At 63.9% G+C, this 17782-nt stretch carries 14 protein-coding genes; 5 read left to right on the forward strand and 9 right to left on the reverse strand.

The genetic code is table 11. The annotated features are described in order from the left end of the window. Positions 1 to 11: 11 nt before the first annotated feature. The 4 genes from E9536_RS11410 to E9536_RS11425 form a co-directional block, all read right to left on the reverse strand. Complete coding sequence (locus tag E9536_RS11410; protein ID WP_059695957.1) at positions 12 to 1250, reverse strand: glycosyltransferase family 4 protein; 1239 nt, start codon at positions 1248 to 1250, stop codon at positions 12 to 14. 1 nt (position 1251) lies between these two features. After that, entirely contained in the window at positions 1252 to 1860 is a 609-nt protein-coding gene (locus E9536_RS11415; RefSeq protein ID WP_027788186.1) for an acyltransferase, read from the reverse strand. A gap of 116 nt (positions 1861 to 1976) precedes the next feature. Beyond that, positions 1977 to 3404 (reverse strand): mannose-1-phosphate guanylyltransferase/mannose-6-phosphate isomerase, encoded by a 1428-nt coding sequence (locus E9536_RS11420; protein ID WP_059695955.1) that lies wholly within the window; start codon positions 3402 to 3404, stop codon positions 1977 to 1979. Between the two features lie 117 nt (positions 3405 to 3521). Next, positions 3522 to 4349 carry an ABC transporter permease gene (locus E9536_RS11425; RefSeq protein WP_162923032.1) on the reverse strand — a complete coding sequence of 276 codons (828 nt, stop codon included), beginning with the start codon at positions 4347 to 4349 and terminating at the stop codon, positions 3522 to 3524. Between the two features lie 746 nt (positions 4350 to 5095). Between E9536_RS11425 and E9536_RS11430 the strand changes: the two genes are divergently transcribed. The 4 genes from E9536_RS11430 to E9536_RS11445 are packed head-to-tail and all read left to right on the forward strand — an operon-like array spanning position 5096 to position 9827. Continuing rightward, on the forward strand, positions 5096 to 5950 hold the full coding sequence (locus E9536_RS11430; RefSeq protein WP_027788183.1) for a glycosyltransferase family 2 protein: 855 nt from the start codon (positions 5096 to 5098) through the stop codon (positions 5948 to 5950). Next, on the forward strand, positions 5947 to 6909 hold the full coding sequence (locus E9536_RS11435) for an SDR family oxidoreductase (RefSeq protein WP_060311398.1): 963 nt from the start codon (positions 5947 to 5949) through the stop codon (positions 6907 to 6909). The genes E9536_RS11430 and E9536_RS11435 overlap by 4 nt, the downstream gene beginning before the upstream one ends. Before the next feature lie 5 nt (positions 6910 to 6914). Then, positions 6915 to 7931, forward strand: coding sequence for a glycosyltransferase family 4 protein (locus E9536_RS11440; RefSeq protein ID WP_175756224.1), 1017 nt, complete (start codon positions 6915 to 6917; stop codon positions 7929 to 7931). A gap of 12 nt (positions 7932 to 7943) precedes the next feature. Continuing rightward, positions 7944 to 9827, forward strand: a complete 1884-nt coding sequence (locus tag E9536_RS11445; protein ID WP_027788180.1) for a nucleoside-diphosphate sugar epimerase/dehydratase — start codon at positions 7944 to 7946, stop codon at positions 9825 to 9827. A gap of 87 nt (positions 9828 to 9914) precedes the next feature. Here the strand turns inward: E9536_RS11445 and E9536_RS11450 are convergent, their stop codons facing one another. From E9536_RS11450 to E9536_RS11470, 5 genes are read right to left on the reverse strand one after another with little or no spacing between them, the layout of a single operon-like run. After that, positions 9915 to 11021: a glycosyltransferase gene (locus E9536_RS11450; RefSeq protein ID WP_027788179.1), complete on the reverse strand. Its 1107-nt coding sequence runs from the start codon at positions 11019 to 11021 to the stop codon at positions 9915 to 9917. A gap of 27 nt (positions 11022 to 11048) precedes the next feature. Next, on the reverse strand, positions 11049 to 12071 hold the full coding sequence (galE, locus tag E9536_RS11455) for a UDP-glucose 4-epimerase GalE (protein WP_027788178.1): 1023 nt from the start codon (positions 12069 to 12071) through the stop codon (positions 11049 to 11051). A 15-nt stretch (positions 12072 to 12086) separates the two neighbouring features. After that, entirely contained in the window at positions 12087 to 13223 is a 1137-nt protein-coding gene (locus E9536_RS11460; RefSeq protein WP_027788177.1) for a glycosyltransferase family 4 protein, read from the reverse strand. Between the two features lie 51 nt (positions 13224 to 13274). Next, complete coding sequence (locus E9536_RS11465; protein WP_136469879.1) at positions 13275 to 14099, reverse strand: glycosyltransferase; 825 nt, start codon at positions 14097 to 14099, stop codon at positions 13275 to 13277. Beyond that, positions 14096 to 15352 carry an oligosaccharide flippase family protein gene (locus E9536_RS11470; protein WP_136469880.1) on the reverse strand — a complete coding sequence of 419 codons (1257 nt, stop codon included), beginning with the start codon at positions 15350 to 15352 and terminating at the stop codon, positions 14096 to 14098. Before E9536_RS11470 ends, E9536_RS11465 begins: the two co-directional genes overlap by 4 nt. 263 nt (positions 15353 to 15615) lie before the next feature. On the opposite strand from E9536_RS11470, the gene E9536_RS11480 reads away from it, so the two are divergent. After that, positions 15616 to 17010, forward strand: coding sequence for a phosphomannomutase/phosphoglucomutase (locus tag E9536_RS11480; RefSeq protein ID WP_021161706.1), 1395 nt, complete (start codon positions 15616 to 15618; stop codon positions 17008 to 17010). The last annotated feature ends 772 nt before the right edge of the window (positions 17011 to 17782 follow it).

Raw genomic sequence — 17782 nt, forward strand, 5'->3', positions numbered from 1 at the left:
CATTCGTTCGGTTACCGCGAATGCATCAGCCTATTGTAGAGGTCCCGTTTGGTGCGAACGCACGCATCGAGATCATACTTGTCCTTCAGGAGCTGACGGGCGTTCGTGGACAGCGTCGCCAGCATCTCGCGATTCTGGGCGAGCTCGATGATCGAGTCGGCAAATTCAGCCGCCGTATCGCAGATGACGATATCCCGACGGTTGACGGCGCCCAGCCCCTCGCAGCCCTTTGCCGTGCTGAGAACGGGAATGCCGTTGCTCATCGCTTCCAGAATCTTGACGCGCACGCCGCCGCCTGAAAGCAGGGGAACAAACAGTAGATGTGCATCCGCCAGAATCGGGTCGAGCGACGGCACGAAGCCGTGAACGAAGATGTGTCGTCCGTCGTGAAGCGCCTTGAGATCGTCCGGCGGGTTGCCTCCGGTGAAATGGAGCTTGATGTTGTGCGTCTCGAGCTTGTCGCGTACCAGTGGGAGAATGTCGCGGACAAACCACGCAACACCTTCCGCATTCGGATACCACCAGAAGCCACCCATCCAGAGCAGGTTGACCTCGTTGGTCGGCTTCGCTCGGTAGTCGGTGTCCTTGATCGGGAAGCACAGCGGCAAATAGTGCTTCTCCACGGGCGCCTTCACGCGCTCCATGTCTTCGCGTGAAATGAACGTCATGGCGTCGAAGCGCCAGACGTTGTCGATTTCGACGCGTCGGGCGTTGCGGCGGCTGATCTCGGCGATGCGCGCGACCGCTGCTTTTTTCCAGCCTGTCAGTTGCGCGGGAATCCAGAACGGGAAGAGATCGGATTCGATGTTGTGACTGACCAGGACGGCCGGCAACGCCGGGAAGAACTTGCGGAAAAACGCCAGATGACTGCTGTGCACCTCAAGCATGTCGATCTTCTTTTCCTTGACGATCCGGCGGGCACTGCGAATTGCCGCAGGGCTGAAGTAGCTCGCATCCATGAACGGAAGGCCATGGAAGCAGTGGACCAGTGAATGCCATGCTCGTCCGGGCGTACCCATGTCGGCAGGCATGGCAGCCCGAGGCTCCACGTGGACCGATTTGAAATGTCGTTCATATAGCGAACGATTTTCCTCGATCTTCTTTTTTTCCTCGTCTCCACCGATGGTGAACAGATGGAAATCATACTCGTCGACCAGCGGCGCGAGCGTATTCATCACGTAGATCGGGCCCCCCGCGCTGGCAGGAAGCGGCGGAGACAGCGTAAAAACGAGGATGCTCTTTTTCTGCATATTAGCCACGGGATTCGTCAAACACGTCGGTGTCGAAGAAAGGAGAAAAGTCGGTCAGATAGGCAATGTCGGGATTGCGTTGACCGATGATTTTTGCGGGCACACCACCGACCACGGTGAAATCCGGGACGTCTTTCGTGACGACCGCGCCGGCCGCGACGACTGCGCCTTTGCCGATCGTCACGCCTGGCAGGATAATGGCGCGCGCGCCCAGCCATGCGTGGTCGTGGATGGTCACGACGCCGCCGATCGACATGAAACCCGGGTGGTTGTGATCGTGATGCAGGCTGAGAAGGCAGCACTGGAACGAGATGTTGACGTTGTTTCCGATCTCGATGCCCGTGCGACCGTCCAGGTAGATCTCACGATTGAGCACGCAGTTGTCGCCGATGCGCACGTTGCAGCGTGTGTGGTACCCGGTGAAGAACTGCCGCATGCTGACGTGCGTTCGTTGGCCGATGACGATACCCAGCACGCGTCGATAGTAGAAGTTGCGGACTCTTTCAATCGGCATGCGCGCAATGAAGTTGTTGCCGATGTAGTACTTGAGCGCGGCCAGAAAAAAATACGTCGACGACGCTAGCAGGCGGGCCTTGATCCTGCTTTTCATGCGGCCTCGGAAGCTTGCATTGGTCATGATGTGAGGGAGCGGTTGATCAGACGGTTGCTGTCGTCGCGCGCCGGAAAGGACGACGACTGCAACCGCCTTTGCGCGATGGCAGAAGGCTAGCTTCGACCGTAGTTGTCGTCGAAGCGGACGATGTCGTCTTCGCCGAGGTAGTCGCCGCTCTGGACTTCGATCATCACGAGGTCGACGACGCCCGGATTGGTCAGACGGTGCTTGTGTCCGGCCGGGATATAGGTCGATTCATTGGTGCGCAGGTAAAACTCCTCGTCGTTGTTGACGACGAGGGCCATGCCGCTCACCACGATCCAGTGTTCGCTGCGATGATGATGCAACTGCAGGCTGAGGCTTGCGCCCGGTTTGACCTCGATTCGCTTGATCTTGAAGCGGGTGCTTTCTTCGAGAACCGTATACATGCCCCACGGACGGCCTACCGTTCGATGTACCCGGAAGGTTTCGTGGCCTTGCGACTTGAGGGCCGCGTAGACGTGCCGAACGTCTTGCGCGCGATTGCGATCGGCAATGAGGAGTGCGTCGGGGGTGTCGACGACCAGGAGGTCCTTGACGCCTACGGCGCCGACCAGCCGGTTGTCGCTACGGATGTAGCAATTGCTGACATCGTGGAGCAGCGCTTCGCCGTCCACACGATTGCCGTGGTCGTCCGGTTTCAACAGGTCGCCGAGCGCATTCCACGAACCGATATCGCTCCAGCCGATATCGCAGCGCACGACCTCAACCTTGTCGGAGCGCTCCATCAGCGCGTAGTCGATCGAAATATCGGGCGTGCGATTCAGCAGGTCACCGTTCAGTTCGACCAATGAAACGCCGCCGCCTTCCGACTGACGAGACTGCGCGATGCATGCACGCGTGGCTTCGAGCACGTCGGGGCAATGTTTTGCCATTTCCGCCAGCAGGAATGCGGCGGTAAAGCAGAACATGCCGGAGTTCCACAGGAACGATCCCGACTCGACGTATTGCCTGGCCACGTCCACCGTCGGCTTTTCCACGAATCGCTTGACCCGCGTGCCGTCTGCCTCGATGTATCCGTATGCGGTTTCCGCAAACGTCGGCGTGATGCCGAAGGTGACCAGCGCACCCTTGAGCGCCAAGGCGGCAGCTTCCTGGACGGCGGTCGCGAAGGCGGCATCGTCTGTCACGAGGTGGTCCGCGGGAAGCACCAGCAGGATTGCATTTTCGCCGAGCGTTGCGGCAACACGCAGCGCGGCGGCGGCGATCGCGACGGCCGTATTGCGGCCGAACGGCTCGAGGATGAACGACGTCGACAGATGCCCGGTATTGACGGTGCTGAATTCGTCGCTTGTCTTGAAGTACAACTCGCGGTTCGTGACGGTCACGACTTCGGTGACGCCCGGAAGCTGGGCGCCACGCTTGAATGCCTTTTGCAGCAGGCTCTCGCCATCTTCGAGGCGGATGAACGGCTTCGGATGGGATTCGCGCGAAACGGGCCACAGGCGAGAGCCTGCGCCGCCACACAGGATGGTGGGAACTATTTGGGGCTGCGTCGACATGTGCAGAATATCTCCGGTGATTGCTCTATCGCGTCATGATCCGATCGGTCGGCGATCTATCCGCGTGCCCGGCCACTGCCACTGATGCAAGGCGGCAGGCGAGCGCGCTGGCATGGATTACAGGACGTCTGCGAATCCCTTTCGGGTCCGCTGGAACCACCAGAATCCGAACCACGCGAGAAGCAGCGATGCGATCATGCAGGTTAGCCAGTTCGTCCAGTCGGGGGGGTGCCCGAAGATCAGCGTGTTGCGTCCCTCTTCGATGATGAACGTAAGGGGGTTGAGTTCGATCCAGGACCGATACTGTGGCGGCAGATTCGACACGGGGTAGAAAACCGGCGACAGGAACATCAGCACTGACGTGATGACACCGGTAATCTGCGAAATGTCTCGAATGTAGACGCCCAAAGCCGACAGAAACCATGCGAGCCCCAGTGAGCCGACGATCAGCGGCAGCATGACGACGGGGAACAGGATGGCGGTCCAGGGCAGCGAGTGGATAAGGATGCACTCGGCGATGATCAGGACCAGCAGGCTGATCGCGCTGTGGAACAGCGCTGACGCGAGCGCGACCACCGGCAGTATCTCGAGCGGGAAAATAACCTTCTTGACGTAGTTGACGTTTGCAAGGATCAACGTCGGCGCCCGGTTGATGCACTCTGCCAGCAGGCTGTGGAGGATCAGGCCGACGAACAGGACGATCGCGAAGCTTGCCTTGTCGTCGCTCGTGGTACCCCACCGCGACTTGAAGATGACGGAGAAGAAGAAGGTGTAGACGACGAGCATCAGCACGGGATTGAAGAACGACCACGCAAGACCCATTGCTGACCCGCGATAGCGCCCGACGACCTCGCGTTGAGTCATTTGCAGAATCAGTCCGCGATTACGGTAAATGCTACGGGCGATCGCTATCGGCGATGCCGGGTGCTTCGAGTTCGGATTCATCAAGTTGCGTGTCGTTGCATTCGGATCGGTGATGGAGCCCCCAACCCCTCGCCCACGTGGCGCAGCCATTGTTGCGGGGTGTCGTGAGTCTGAAAAAGGCGGCAATCCAGTTGGCCGCGACGTTTCAATGTGCTCCCGACTTCAATCCTGAGCGATCGGGCAAACAAGGTGCCATCGCCCGCAACGTATTCTAATGCAGGCCATCCGTCCAGCCCTGGACTGAAGCGCTCTCTGCCTTGATTGGCGGCGCTTGGTGACGCTGGGTTGAGACCGGACCGGTACCGACTGACGACGGCTCGCCCATGGAAACCAAGCATGATCGCCGGAATGCCGATGACGCGCAATAGATGTTAATGTTTTCACATCTTTTAACAACTAGGCGTCCGGCGGGGGATTGACATGCTCAGGCCTCCTGGTGTTTATGAGATACGGCATTCGGCGCCGCGAGAGAGGCGCGTCCTGGAAGGGGCGCGTATCTCGTGCTGGAACCCGTCCGGCCGTGGCTCGCCCTGGTCGCCGATCAGGGCCGAACGCGTTGGGCCGGCACGGATCGAGGGCAGCGGCATTGCACGGCGTCCCGGGACGGGCGCGTCCGGCAAGGGTGCGAGCAGTTAGAATTGCACCCGTATCGCGAGCACGCGGCAGGCATTCCCTGCACGCCTGACAAATGAGTAAGCCCGCTGTCTCCCAGACGGGCCAGCCAACCCATCGCGCTTGCTGCAGTCAAGCGCTTAGCCGAATTCCGGATGAATGTCATAAGCGCCCCACAACGTCAGTCCGATGACGTCGATGGTCTCTCCATTTCCCTGGTCGTATACCGCCCCGATATCGCGCAACTGCGGCAGACGCTCGACAGTCTCGGCGCAGCGTGCGAGAACCTGCGGGTGGTTTCACCTGAATACCCCGTCGAGCTGTTCCTGGTCGACAACGGCGGACTCTGCGACATTTCGGGGGCGGTCGACCGGCTCAGCGCGCAAGGCGTGGCATGCCGAATATTGACGGGGCATGGCAACGTCGGTTATGGGCGTGGCCACAATCTTGCGATCGAGCATTCCAGCGGGTCGTTGCACTTGATCCTGAATCCGGATATCGATCTGGATCCGCAGGCATTGGTGTTGGCCCGTACGTTTTTCAAATCGCACGCCGATACGGGCTTGATCGCTCCCTGGGTCGGGGACGGAGCAGGCGGGTTTCAGTATCTCTGTCGCCGGTTTCCGTCGATCGTCGACCTGCTGGTTCGCGGCTTCTTGCCAACCTGGGCCAGACGGCCGTTCCGGAAGCGACTTGCCCGCTATGAAATGCGCGATACCATCGACGGCATGTCCGTCGTCTGGGATCCCCCAATCATCAGCGGTTGTTTCATGCTGTTTCGAACGAACGTGCTGAAGACGCTAGGGGGCTTTGACCCTCGTTATTTCCTGTATTTCGAGGACTATGACTTGAGCTTGCGCACCCACAATGTCGCGCGTGTCGCCTATGTCCCGTCCATCCGCGTGATTCACCACGGCGGAGGCGCCTCGCGCAAGGGCTTCGCGCACATTCGGATGTTCGCAGTGTCCGCGCTGAAGTTCTATAGCCGGTTCGGCTGGAGGTTGTGGTGAGCCGCATTGTCGTAACCGGTGCGAACGGTTTCGTCGGCCACGCTGTGTGCCGACTTGCGCTGGCGGCGGGGCATACCGTCACGGCGCTGGTGCGCCGGCCGGGTGGGTGTATCGAGGGCGTGCGAGAGTGGGTGCACGACGCACCTGACTTCGAGGGAGTCGCTGGTGCGTGGCCCGATGATTTGCAGGCCGATTGCGTGATCCATCTGGCCGCGCGGGTACACGTGATGCACGACAAATCCTCCGATCCGGACGCCGCCTTCGATGCGACCAACGTAGCGGGCACGTTGCGGGTTGCCGATGCCGCGCGCATGCATGGTGTGCGCCGGTTCGTCTTCGCGAGCAGCATCAAGGTAGTCGGCGAGGGCGACGCGGGCGTACCGCTCGCGGAGGATACCGTCCCGGACCCGCAGGATGCATATGGGCGCTCGAAGCTGCGTGCCGAGCAGCAGTTGGCACGGCTCGGTGAGGCCGGTCTCGAAGTCGTCGTCGTCCGTCCGCCGCTCGTCTACGGGCCGGGGGTACGCGCCAATTTCCTCCGGATGATGGATGCCGTATTCCGCGGTGCGCCATTGCCCTTGGCCGCGATTCCTGCTCGTCGCAGCGTTGTCTATGTCGACAACCTTGCCGATGCCCTGCTGCACTGCGCAATCGATCCGCGTGCGGCGGGCGAGTGCTTCCACGTCGCTGACGACGATGCGCCCTCGGTTGCCGGATTGCTGCGGATGGTCGGTGACGCGCTCGGCAAGCCGGCAAGGCTGTTCCCGGTGCCGGCAGGTGCGTTGCGCGCGCTCGGTCGGCTGACCGGTCGAAGCGCTGTCGTCGATCGCCTGACGGGCAGCCTGCAGCTCGACACTGGGCGCTTGAGGCGGGTACTGAATTGGCATCCGCCCTATACGACGCGGCAGGGCCTCGAGGCAACGGCCGCATGGTATCGTTCGCGCCACTTACAGAAATAGGCAACATGCACTTCACGATTAACACGTGGTTTGCCGCGGTAGCAGTGGCAACGGGCGCGGCCGTCGCCACGACGACGATCCTGCGCGTGCTGCTCGCCACCGGACTGGCGTGGCGACTTGCCACCGACATCCCAAATGAACGCTCGCTGCATACGCGCCCGACGCCGCGCGTCGGTGGCTGGGGCATCGTGCCGGTCTGCGTTGTCGCATTGCTGTGGCTCGCGCCACAGATGTGGTTCATCGCCGTGGCGGCGGCGGGGCTGGCGGCCTTGTCGCAGCTCGACGATCGGCGCGGGCTACCCGCTCGTGTGCGGTTTGCGGCGCATTTGACCGCGGTCGTGGCGCTGATCGTCATCTACCCGGCCGCCGCCCCATGGTGGCTGCTCGTGGGGATTGGTTTCGTGATGGTCTGGCTGACCAATCTCTACAATTTCATGGACGGAGCGGACGGCCTCGCCGGCGGCATGGCGCTGTTCGGCTTCGGAGCCTACGCCGTTGCGGCACTGTCCGGCGCGCAACCGTCCCCGGATCTCGTCGTCGCGGGCGGGGCGATCGCGGGGGCCGCGTTCGGCTTTTTGCTGCTGAACTTCCATCCGGCGCGACTGTTTCTTGGCGACGCAGGTTCGATCCCTCTCGGATTCATGGCCGGCGCGCTCGGCTATTGGGGCTGGCACGGTGGCATTTGGCCGGTCTGGTTTCCGGCGGCGGTGTTCGCTCCGTTTATTGCCGATGCATCTGTAACGCTTCTGAGACGTTTGTTACGCGGAGAAAAGTTCTGGCAAGCGCACCGGGAGCACTATTATCAGAGGATGGTGCGTTCCGGCATGAGTCACGAGCGTACTGCCGTTTATTGGTACCTCATCATGCTCCTGGGCATCGTCGTCGCTTTCTGGGCGCTCGGTCGTCCTGTCCTGCTGCAATGGTTGGTGTTCCTGGCGTGGTATGGCGTGCTGATGTGTATCGGCGTGGCGATCGACATGCGCTGGCGCCGGCTGCGGACGGTCATTGATAACAATTCGTGAGGTCTCTCGCCGATGTTGCGATCCAAAGCATCATGGCTGTCACTCAGTGCTTTCCTGTTCGATCTGCTGGCGGTTGTCGTCGCGTGGTTGTTCGCCTATCTCGTTCGCTTCAACGGTAGCGTTCCGCCCGATTTCCTGAGGGGCTCGCTGACTGCGCTCGCCTGGGTGCTTCCCGTCTATGCGCTGACGTTCCACCTGTTCGGCCTGTATCGCGGACTGTGGGTGTTCGCGAGCCTGCCGGACCTGGTGCGGATTTCGAAGGCGCTTGCGGGCGGCGGCGTGATTGTGATGATCGGTGCCGTGATGTTCCAGCCGTCGCCGATCATCCCGCGTTCCGTGCTGCTGGTCTCCCCGCTGATGCTGTTCCTGATGATGGGCGGCGCTCGTGCGCTGTATCGCGCGATGAAGGAGTTTTACCTGTACGGCGGCCTCGTCGGGCAGGGCAAGCCGGTGCTCGTGATCGGCGCGGGCACGGCAGGCGCGAACCTGGCACGCGAATTGTCGCGCTCGGGCGAATGGCGTCTCGTCGGCCTGCTGGATGACGACAAGACGAAGCAGGGCCGCGAAATCTACGGCTACAAGGTGCTCGGCTCGCTCGACGACGTCGCGCACTGGACCGAGGCACTGAAGATCGAATACGCGATCGTGGCGATTCCGTCCGCGTCGGTCGAGGTGCAGCGCCGGACGGCGACCCTCTGCGTGCGCGCCGGCTTGAAAGTTATGGTGCTGCCGTCGCTGACCGCACTGATGCCGGGGCAGGGCTTCCTGTCCCAGATCCGCGAGATCGACCTCGAGGATCTGCTCGGCCGCGACGCCGTGACGATCGACACGCCGCACGTCGAGGCGCTGCTTCGCGGTCGTGTCGTGATGGTGACGGGCGCTGGCGGCTCGATCGGTTCCGAGCTGTGCCGGCAGATCCTGCGTTTCGCGCCAGCGCAACTCGTCGCGTTCGACCTGTCCGAGTACGCGATGTACCGCCTGACCGAGGAACTGCGCGAGCGCTTCCCCGATCAGCCGGTCGTGCCGATCATCGGCGACGCGAAGGATTCCCTGCTGCTCGATCAGGTGATGTCCCGCCACGTACCGCATATCGTGTTCCATGCGGCGGCCTACAAGCACGTGCCGCTGATGGAGGAGCACAACGCATGGCAGGCGCTGCGCAACAACGTGCTCGGCACGTATCGCGTGGCCCGTGCGGCGATCCGCCACGACGTGCGTCACTTCGTGCTGATCTCGACCGACAAGGCGGTCAATCCGACCAACGTGATGGGCGCGAGCAAGCGCCTCGCGGAAATGGCCTGCCAGGCGTTGCAGCAGACGAGCGGGCGCACTCAATTCGAAACCGTGCGTTTCGGCAACGTGCTGGGCAGCGCGGGCAGCGTGATTCCGAAGTTCCAGCAGCAGATCGCGAAGGGCGGCCCGGTGACGGTCACGCATCCGGAGATCACGCGTTTCTTCATGACGATCCCGGAGGCGTCGCAACTCGTGCTGCAGGCGTCGAGCATGGGGCACGGGGGAGAGATCTTCATTCTCGACATGGGCGAGCCGGTGAAGATCGTCGATCTCGCATGCGACCTGATCCGCCTGTACGGTTTCTCGGAAGATCAGATCCAGATCGAGTTCACCGGGCTGCGGCCCGGCGAGAAGCTCTACGAGGAGCTGCTCGCGGACGACGAGGCGACGACGCGCACCCCGCATCCGAAACTGCGGATCGCGCGTGCGCGGGAAGTACCGGACAATTTCCTCGACGAGCTGCTGCCGTGGCTGATGCAGCATCGTGTCCTGCCCGATGACGAAGTGCGGCGAGACCTGCGGCGCTGGGTGCCGGAATACCAAACGGCCGTTACCCCGACGCTGCAGAGCGTGCCGTCGGTGCGCGTCGTATCGAACGGGTAACTTGGCCGGGCGGCGGTTCGAACCGCATGGCAATGACGAAAAAAAACGCCCCGCGGGGCGTTTTTTTTGATGAAGCCGGCAGGCCGTTCAGTGGCTGCGCCGCTCCTTCCTCACCACCATCCACCGCGGCACGCGGAACCGTACGATGCTGAGATACAGCCACACGTAGGTCAGCGCGAACAGCAAGACGAACACGAACAGGTGCACCGTGTGCCGCCAGAACAGCGTCGCGGGTATCACCGCGACGAGACACAGCAGCCACAGGTACGGCGACGTCAGCGAATTGCGGCGCGTGAGGTCGTGCGCGTGTTTCGTGCCGACGGCCCAGCGCATCAGCCGCTTGTACACGAGCATGTGCAGGTGCACGCCGTCCGGAATCCCCGGCGACATCCCACGAATGAATTTCTTCCGGTAGATCGAGAAGCAGGTCTCGAAGATCGGGTACATGAACAGCAGCACCGGGTACCAGGCCGACACTTCGCGGTTGCGCATCACGAGCATGATCGCGAGTTCCGCGAGCATGAAGCCGATGAAATAGGCGCCGCCGTCGCCGAGGAAGATCAGCCCGGCCGGGAAATTCCACAGGAAGAAGCCGAGCACGGCACCCATCATGATGATCGACGCCGACATGACGACCGGGTCGCGGACCTGGAACGCCACGTAAGCGAGCGATGCGAACATCATGAAGCTGACCATCGACGCGAGCCCGTTGAAGCCGTCGATGATGTTGACCGCGTTCGCGAGCGCCGCGACCGCGAGCACGGTGATGAACGCCGAAATGGCCGCGTAGTGGAGCAGGAAGTCGAGCGGCGGCACGCTGATGCGCGTGACCGCGATACCCATCAGCCAGAACGCGAGCGCGGCCGCGCCCATCGTGCAGAGCAGCCGCGCGCGCGGCGACACGCGTTTGGTCAGGTCCTCGACGAGGCCGGACAGAAACGCCGGCAGCCCGCAGGCCGCGATGCCGAGAATACTGCCCGCGATCGTCGGATAGTGCCGGGACAGAATCAGCGCGGCCACGACGACCCCGGCGAGGATCCCGATGCCCCCCACGCGCGGCACGGGCCGCACGTGGAATTTCTGCACGCCGGCCAGGTCGCTGTCGACCGAGAATTTCTCGTGAAGGTGCGCGTAGCGCACGATGAACAGCGTGACGAGCAGGGAGACGATGAAGCCGGACGCGAAGCTGAGCATGGGATCGCTCGAAAAATGGACAGCGGATTATACAAAACCGCGCGGGTTCCCCTCCTGCCATCGCCAGTGGTCGACACACATTTCCTCGATGCCGAGCGTCGCGCGCCAGCCGATGATGTCGGCCGCGGCCTGCGGGTTCGCGTAGCACTCGGCGATGTCGCCCGGGCGGCGCGCGACAAGTTCGTACGGCACCGGGCGGCCCGATGCCTTCTCGAACGCGCGCACGACTTCCAGCACGCTGTAGCCCTGGCCCGTGCCGAGGTTCACGACGAAGCTCGCGTCGCGTTTCGCGAGCGCGTCGAGCGCGGCGATGTGCCCCTTCGCGAGATCGACGACGTGGATGTAGTCGCGCACGCCCGTGCCGTCCGGCGTCGGGTAGTCGGAGCCGAACACGCGCAGTTTTTCCAGCTTGCCGACGGCAACCTGCGCGACATACGGCATCAGGTTGTTCGGGATGCCGGCCGGATCCTCGCCGATCAGCCCGCTCGCGTGCGCGCCGACCGGGTTGAAGTAGCGCAGCGTCGCGATGCGCCACGTCGGGTCCGACACCTCGAGATCGCGCAGGATCTGCTCGGCGATCAGCTTCGACTGGCCGTAAGGATTCGTCGCGGACAGCGGGAACGACTCGTCGATCGGCGAGCGCTCGGGCACGCCGTACACGGTCGCGGACGAGCTGAACACGAACTGCTTCACGTTGCGCTCGCGCATTACCTTGAGCACGGCGAGCAGGCCGCCGAGGTTGTTCTGGTAGTACTCGAGCGGCTTCTCGACCGATTCGCCGACGGCCTTGAGCGCCGCGAAATGGATCGTGCCGGTGATCGGATGCGCGTCGAACACCTTGGCGAGCGCGGCTTCGTCGCACACGTCGACCTGATGGAACGCGGGCGTCTTGCCGGTGATCCGCTCGATGCGGCGCACGGATTCGGCCTTGCTGTTGACGAGGTTGTCGACGATCACGACATCGTAGCCGTTGTCGAGCAACTCGACGGCCGTGTGCGAGCCGATGTAGCCCGCACCGCCGGTAACGAGGATGGTGCCTTTAGCGGTCATTGCAGATGCGCTCCTTCAGAGGGTGATGCCGGTTAGCGAATGGATGGTTCGCCGGTAGCGTTCGACGACCTGCTGTTCGTCGAATTCCGCCACGACCTTCTGCCGGCCGCGCGCGCCCATCGCGTCGCGTCCGGCCGTTCCGAGTTCGATCATGCGGAGCAGCTGCTCCGCGAGGCTCGCGCTGTCGCGTGCGCGGCACAGGAAGCCCGTGTCGCCGTCGGCGACGACGTCGCGGCAGCCCGGCACGTCGGTCGCGACGATCGGGCGCCCCATCGCCGATGCTTCCATCAGCGTGCGCGGCACGCCTTCGCGGTACGACGGCAGCACGACGCAGTCGGCCGCCGCGATATGGGGGCGCACGTCGTGCGCTTCGCCGAGATACTCGACGACGCCTTCGCCGACCCACGCATCGACATCCGCGCGGCCGATCGCGCTCGGATTGTCGACGCCGAGCGGCCCGAGCAGCTGGAAGCGCGCGTTCGGGAAGCGCTCGCGCACGACACGCGCGGCCTCCACGTATTCGCGCACGCCCTTGTCCCACAGCAGGCGGCCGATCAGGATGAAGACGGGGGCGCTGCCGGCCGGCAGCGGTACCGGCGCGAACTGTTCGAGATCGACGCCTTCGCCGTGCAGCAGCCGCGCGCGATCGGGATGCGCGAGCAACTGCTCGTCGGTGAAGGTGGCGAGATCGTCGCGGTTCAGGAACCACACTTCACGCGGGAAGCGGAACGCGAACCGGTACAGGCGTTTCGCGACGCTCGCCGCGCGGCTCTTCTGGATGAAGACGTAACCGAGCCCGGTCGTCACCGCGATCGACGGCACGCGCGCGAGCCACGCGGCGACCGAGCCGTAGATGTTCGGCTTGATCGTGTAGTGAAACACGAGATCGGGCCGCAGCGCGCGGTAATGACGGAACAGTGCGGCAAGCGTGCCGAGATCCTCGCGCGGGCTCGTGCCTTTCGACGCGACCGCGAGCGCCACGTAGCGGCAGCCCATCTGCTCGAGCAGGGGCACCGTGCGGTCGTGCGGTGCGATCACGATGACGTCGGCGCCGCGCGCGACGAGCGCACGGATCAGCCCGTGGCGATACGTGTAGATCGCCCAGGCCGTGTTGCAGACGAGCGCGATGCGCAGCGGGGAGGTGGCGGACATGAAAAAAAGAAAAAATAAAGCGTCGAAATGGCCGAAAACGCCGGCTGCGCGTCAGGCGGACGGCCGAGCGGCGAACAGCGTCTGCTTGATCCGCTGCAACGTACGGTACGGCGTCACGAAATGCAGCAGGTTCTTGGCGAGGCCGGCCCAGTCGTACGGGTTCAGCGCGTTGAAGTGGCTCAACAGCAGCGTGAGCGTCGACACCAGCTGGCGCCGGCGCTTGGTCGCACTGATCCCGCCCTCGTTCAGTTCGTAATAGAGGCCGAGTTCCGGCAGGTTCGCGCAATCGTAGCGTTGCATTAACCGCAAAAAAAGATCGAGATCCTCGGCCGCACGGTATTTCGCACGATAGTTCCCCACTTCGCGCACGGCGTCGATGCGCAGCATGACCGACGGATGCACGAGCGGCGAGCGCAGAAAGCGCGTGCGGCGCAGCGTGCGCGGATCGGCGGGTGGCGTCAGCATGAAGCGCGGTTCGCCGGCGCGCGACACGACCTGCGTCCACATGCCGACGCAGGCCACGCGCGGGTGGGCGCCGAGATACGCGCGCTCCTTCGCGAGGCGCTGTGGCGCAGCGAGATCGCCTGCGTCGATGCGCGCCGCGAAGCGGAAGCCGCGTGCGGCGAGCGCGTCGATGCCGGCCGCGAGCGCGCGTTCGATGCCGCCGTTGTCCGGCATGCGCAGCACGTCGATCGTGAGGCCGGGCAGGTCGGGCGCGACGATCGGCGGCGTGCTGCCGTCATCGACGACCAGCACGTGCACGGGCGTGTCCTCGCGAAACGATGCGAGGGTCCGAACGACGTCGTCGTGCCCGTTGTAGGCCGGCATCAGCACGGCCACGTCGTCGAGCGGGGTCGGGCAATCAGGGGACGTCATGGTCGCAGCTTGAAACAGATGTAATAAAAGTTGACGGCGGCGGCGGCCAGATAGCCGGCCGCCAGCCCGACGAGCGCGCCGTACAGGCCGAGCCGCGGGATCGCGAACAGGTTGACGAGCGCGGCGATCGCGAGCGCGAGCAGCCATTTCGACAGCAACACGAATTTTGCTTGATATTTGAGAACGATAAGATTGCCTATCGCCTCGATGCCGGCCGGCACCGACAGCCAGACCGCCCAGCGGAAGATGTCGACCGACGCCTCGTAGCCGCGGCCGAACACCTTGCCGACGATCAGCGGGGCGGCGGCGTCGAGCACGAGCGCGCCGGCCGTCATCAGGCAGGCCGTCATCGCGATCAGCCGGACGATGTTGCGGCGCAGCCGCGCGACGTCCTGCACGCGATAGACGAAGGCGGGCGCGATCGTCTGCGCGAGCATCAGCGCGAGCGTGATCCAGTTCTCGTTGAGCTGCTGCGCGGCCGAGTAGCGGCCGAGATCGGCGAACGACACGTGACGCTCGAGCATCAGGCGGTCGAGCTTCAGGAACAGGTACATGCAGATGAGGCCGAGCCAGAACACGGTGCCGGCCGTCGCAAAGTGCCTGAACAGCGGTTTGTCGAACGTCCAGCCGAGCGAGCCGCCGTTACGATGCCGGTAGTACAGCATCAGCGCGAAACCGATGGCAGCGGCCTCGAGTGCCCACAGCCATGCGAAGCGGGCCGGGCCCGCGGCCGCACGGACGAGCAGCCAGACGAGCAGCGCCTTCGCCAGCGCGGTGACCATGCTGGTGACGAGCTGCGGCTTGCTGTAGGTCATGCTCTGCAGCCACGCGTTGATGACGCCGACGAACGGCTCGCGGAACACCATCGTGACCGCCAGGCCCGCGAGCATCGCGCCGACCAGCGGATCGAAGGCGCCCGCGGCGATCGCGATCCAGGTCGCGACGAGCGCGGCGGCGGAGACGGCGATGCGCAGCGCGAATGCGCTGCCGAGTACCGCGCCGAGCTGGGCGGGCGGGCGCTGGACGATGGTCGGGACGAGGATTTCCGCGCCGCACACCCAGGTGAGCGGCGCCAGTACCAGGAGGAGCGTATTCGCATACTGCCATTTGCCGAACACATCCGGCCCGAAATAACGGGCCAGCAGGCCGCTGATCGCGATCGCGACGCCGATCTGCGTGAGCCGTTCGAGCCCCAGCCAGACGAGATTCGCGACGGCCTTCGCGACGTCCGGGTTGCCGAAGCGCTTCAGCATGCGCTGTGGCGGCGTGCGCGCAAGGGGGCCGGCAGGGCGCCCGGGGGCTGCAGGTCGGCGGCGGCGGGACGGCTAGGCATTAAAATGGGCGGCATGCGCGTCATCAAAACCCGCGATTATAAGTGGGATCGGGGTGGCTTCCGCCGTTCTGCGCCAGCGGGTGCGCTCCTCGCCGGGCGGGCATGTATCATGCGCGGCACCGGCGAGCGGCGGCCAGGCAAGCCAGACAATTTTCCATGCACGCAACTGAGAGAAGTGAATCGATGATCTCCCAATCCATCTTCAAGGCATATGACATCCGTGGCGTGGTCGGCAAGACGCTCGACACCGACACGGCGCGCGGGATCGGCCGCGCATTCGGCAGCGAAGTGCGCGCGCAGGGCGGCGATGCGGTCGTCGTCGCGCGCGACGGCCGCCTGTCCGGGCCGGAGCTCGTCGGCGCGCTTGCCGACGGCCTGCGTGCGGCGGGCGTCGACGTCGTCGACGTCGGCATGGTGCCCACGCCGGTCGGCTATTTCGCGGCGAACGTGCCGCTCGCGCTGAAGGACGGCGAGCGCCGCGTCGATTCGTGCATCGTCGTCACGGGCAGCCACAACCCGCCCGACTACAACGGCTTCAAGATGGTGCTGCGCGGCGCCGCGATCTACGGCGAGCAGATCCAGGCGCTGTACCGCCGCATCGTCGACGAGCGCTTCGAAACGGGCAGCGGCTCGTACGAACAGTTCGACGTGGCCGACCAATACATCGCGCGCATCGTCGGCGACATCAAGCCGGCCCGTCCGATGAAGCTCGTCGTCGACGCCGGCAACGGCGTGGCCGGCCCGCTCGCGACGCGCCTGTTCAAGGCGCTCGGCTGCGAGCTCGTCGAGCGCTTCACCGACATCGACGGCACGTTCCCGAACCACCACCCCGATCCCGCCCACCCGGAAAACCTGCAGGACGTGATCCAGGCGCTCAAGGACACCGACGCCGAGATCGGCTTCGCGTTCGACGGCGACGGCGACCGCCTGGGCGTCGTCACGAAGGACGGCCAGATCATCTATCCGGACCGCCAGCTGATGCTGTTCGCGGAAGAAGTGCTGTCGCGCAACCCGGGCGCGCAGATCATCTATGACGTGAAGTGCACGCGCCACCTCGCGCAATGGGTGAAAGCGAAGGGCGGCGAGCCGCTGATGTGGAAGACGGGCCACTCGCTCGTGAAGGCGAAGCTGCGCGAGACGGGTGCGCCGCTCGCCGGTGAAATGAGCGGCCACGTGTTCTTCAAGGATCGCTGGTACGGCTTCGACGACGGCCTCTACACGGGCGCACGCCTGCTCGAGATCCTCGCGAAGACGGCCGACCCGAGCGCGCTGCTCAACAGCCTGCCGGACGCGATGAGCACGCCCGAGCTGCAGCTCTGGCTCGACGAAGGCGAGAACTTCCGCCTGATCGACAAGCTGCAGAAGGAGGCGAAGTTCGACGGCGCCGAGGAAGTCGTGACGATCGACGGCCTGCGTGTCGAGTACCCGGACGGCTTCGGCCTCGCGCGTTCGTCGAACACGACGCCGGTCGTCGTGATGCGTTTCGAGGCCGAGACGCAGGAAGGGCTCGAGCGCATCCAGGAAGACTTCCGCCGCGTGCTGACGGCCGCGAAGCCGGACGTCAAGCTGCCGTTCTGAGTGCCGGTGGCGGCGCGGCCGCCACTGGTGCTAAACGCCCTCAGGGCTGGGTCGGAAAAGCGGCGCACGCGCATCGCGTGAGGCCGCTTTTCGCACTGTGTGCGGCTAGACTGCAATTCCAGTCGCAGCGGGGCGGGTTTGTCCTTGTGCCGCAAGCATTCGATGTGATTTTGAGGTCCCGGTTTCTGTCTACGGCCAGGCCTGCCTGATCAGATCGAGTGCGTTTGTTTGGGCGTGGTGGCAATGTCGAAGGTCGGCGCCCGGTCCGGGGGGCGACAGATGTGGCGCACGCTGCCGCCCAGCTCAGCCATCAGCGTGGAGAAGCGGTGGACGGGCGTTGTGGTTGACCATCTTGTCTTGCAGCTTGCCGCGAACGCTGCGCCGGTGTCACCGGGTTGTATGCGGCCTTGGCTGCTTGCTCGGTGTCGGCGAACGTCAGCTCACGCCGGAGCGTGTTTCGAACCTTGCTTCAGATGGTGCGTGACCTGCGAGAACAGCTGCGCGTGTGCGATGAATGCAAAGCTCAACCCAGTGCAATGATCCCGGACAGCTTCGCGTTTCGTGTTGCTGCCCAGACATTGGGTAGTCGAGTGCAGCTTCGCCTGTCGGATGCACACCCAAATCATCGACTTCATTTATATAGGTTCATATCGGATCCAGAATCCAAGCGGGCCAGATAGCGCGCAAATACGGGAAAATCTGTGTATTCGACGAGCCTAAAGGCTCCCGGGCTGGCGTTCATCGCTATTCCGAATATCTGACTCATCCGATC

The sequence above is a fragment of the Burkholderia sp. LS-044 genome (assembly GCF_004803625.1).
In the GTDB taxonomy this organism is placed as follows: domain Bacteria; phylum Pseudomonadota; class Gammaproteobacteria; order Burkholderiales; family Burkholderiaceae; genus Burkholderia; species Burkholderia cepacia.

What these genes read in the sequence shown, in the direction of transcription:
- E9536_RS11410 (WP_059695957.1), bottom strand. Translation starts at nt 1,250, where the DNA reads ATGCAGAAAAAGAGCATCCTCGTTTTTACGCTGTCTCCGCCGCTTCCT.
- E9536_RS11415 (WP_027788186.1), bottom strand. Translation starts at nt 1,860, where the DNA reads ATGAAAAGCAGGATCAAGGCCCGCCTGCTAGCGTCGTCGACGTATTTT.
- E9536_RS11420 (WP_059695955.1), bottom strand. Translation starts at nt 3,404, where the DNA reads ATGTCGACGCAGCCCCAAATAGTTCCCACCATCCTGTGTGGCGGCGCA.
- E9536_RS11425 (WP_162923032.1), bottom strand. Translation starts at nt 4,349, where the DNA reads ATGAATCCGAACTCGAAGCACCCGGCATCGCCGATAGCGATCGCCCGT.
- E9536_RS11430 (WP_027788183.1), top strand. Translation starts at nt 5,096, where the DNA reads ATGAATGTCATAAGCGCCCCACAACGTCAGTCCGATGACGTCGATGGT.
- E9536_RS11440 (WP_175756224.1), top strand. Translation starts at nt 6,915, where the DNA reads ATGCACTTCACGATTAACACGTGGTTTGCCGCGGTAGCAGTGGCAACG.
- E9536_RS11445 (WP_027788180.1), top strand. Translation starts at nt 7,944, where the DNA reads ATGTTGCGATCCAAAGCATCATGGCTGTCACTCAGTGCTTTCCTGTTC.
- E9536_RS11450 (WP_027788179.1), bottom strand. Translation starts at nt 11,021, where the DNA reads ATGCTCAGCTTCGCGTCCGGCTTCATCGTCTCCCTGCTCGTCACGCTG.
- galE (WP_027788178.1), bottom strand. Translation starts at nt 12,071, where the DNA reads ATGACCGCTAAAGGCACCATCCTCGTTACCGGCGGTGCGGGCTACATC.
- E9536_RS11460 (WP_027788177.1), bottom strand. Translation starts at nt 13,223, where the DNA reads ATGTCCGCCACCTCCCCGCTGCGCATCGCGCTCGTCTGCAACACGGCC.
- E9536_RS11465 (WP_136469879.1), bottom strand. Translation starts at nt 14,099, where the DNA reads ATGACGTCCCCTGATTGCCCGACCCCGCTCGACGACGTGGCCGTGCTG.
- E9536_RS11470 (WP_136469880.1), bottom strand. Translation starts at nt 15,352, where the DNA reads ATGCTGAAGCGCTTCGGCAACCCGGACGTCGCGAAGGCCGTCGCGAAT.
- E9536_RS11480 (WP_021161706.1), top strand. Translation starts at nt 15,616, where the DNA reads ATGATCTCCCAATCCATCTTCAAGGCATATGACATCCGTGGCGTGGTC.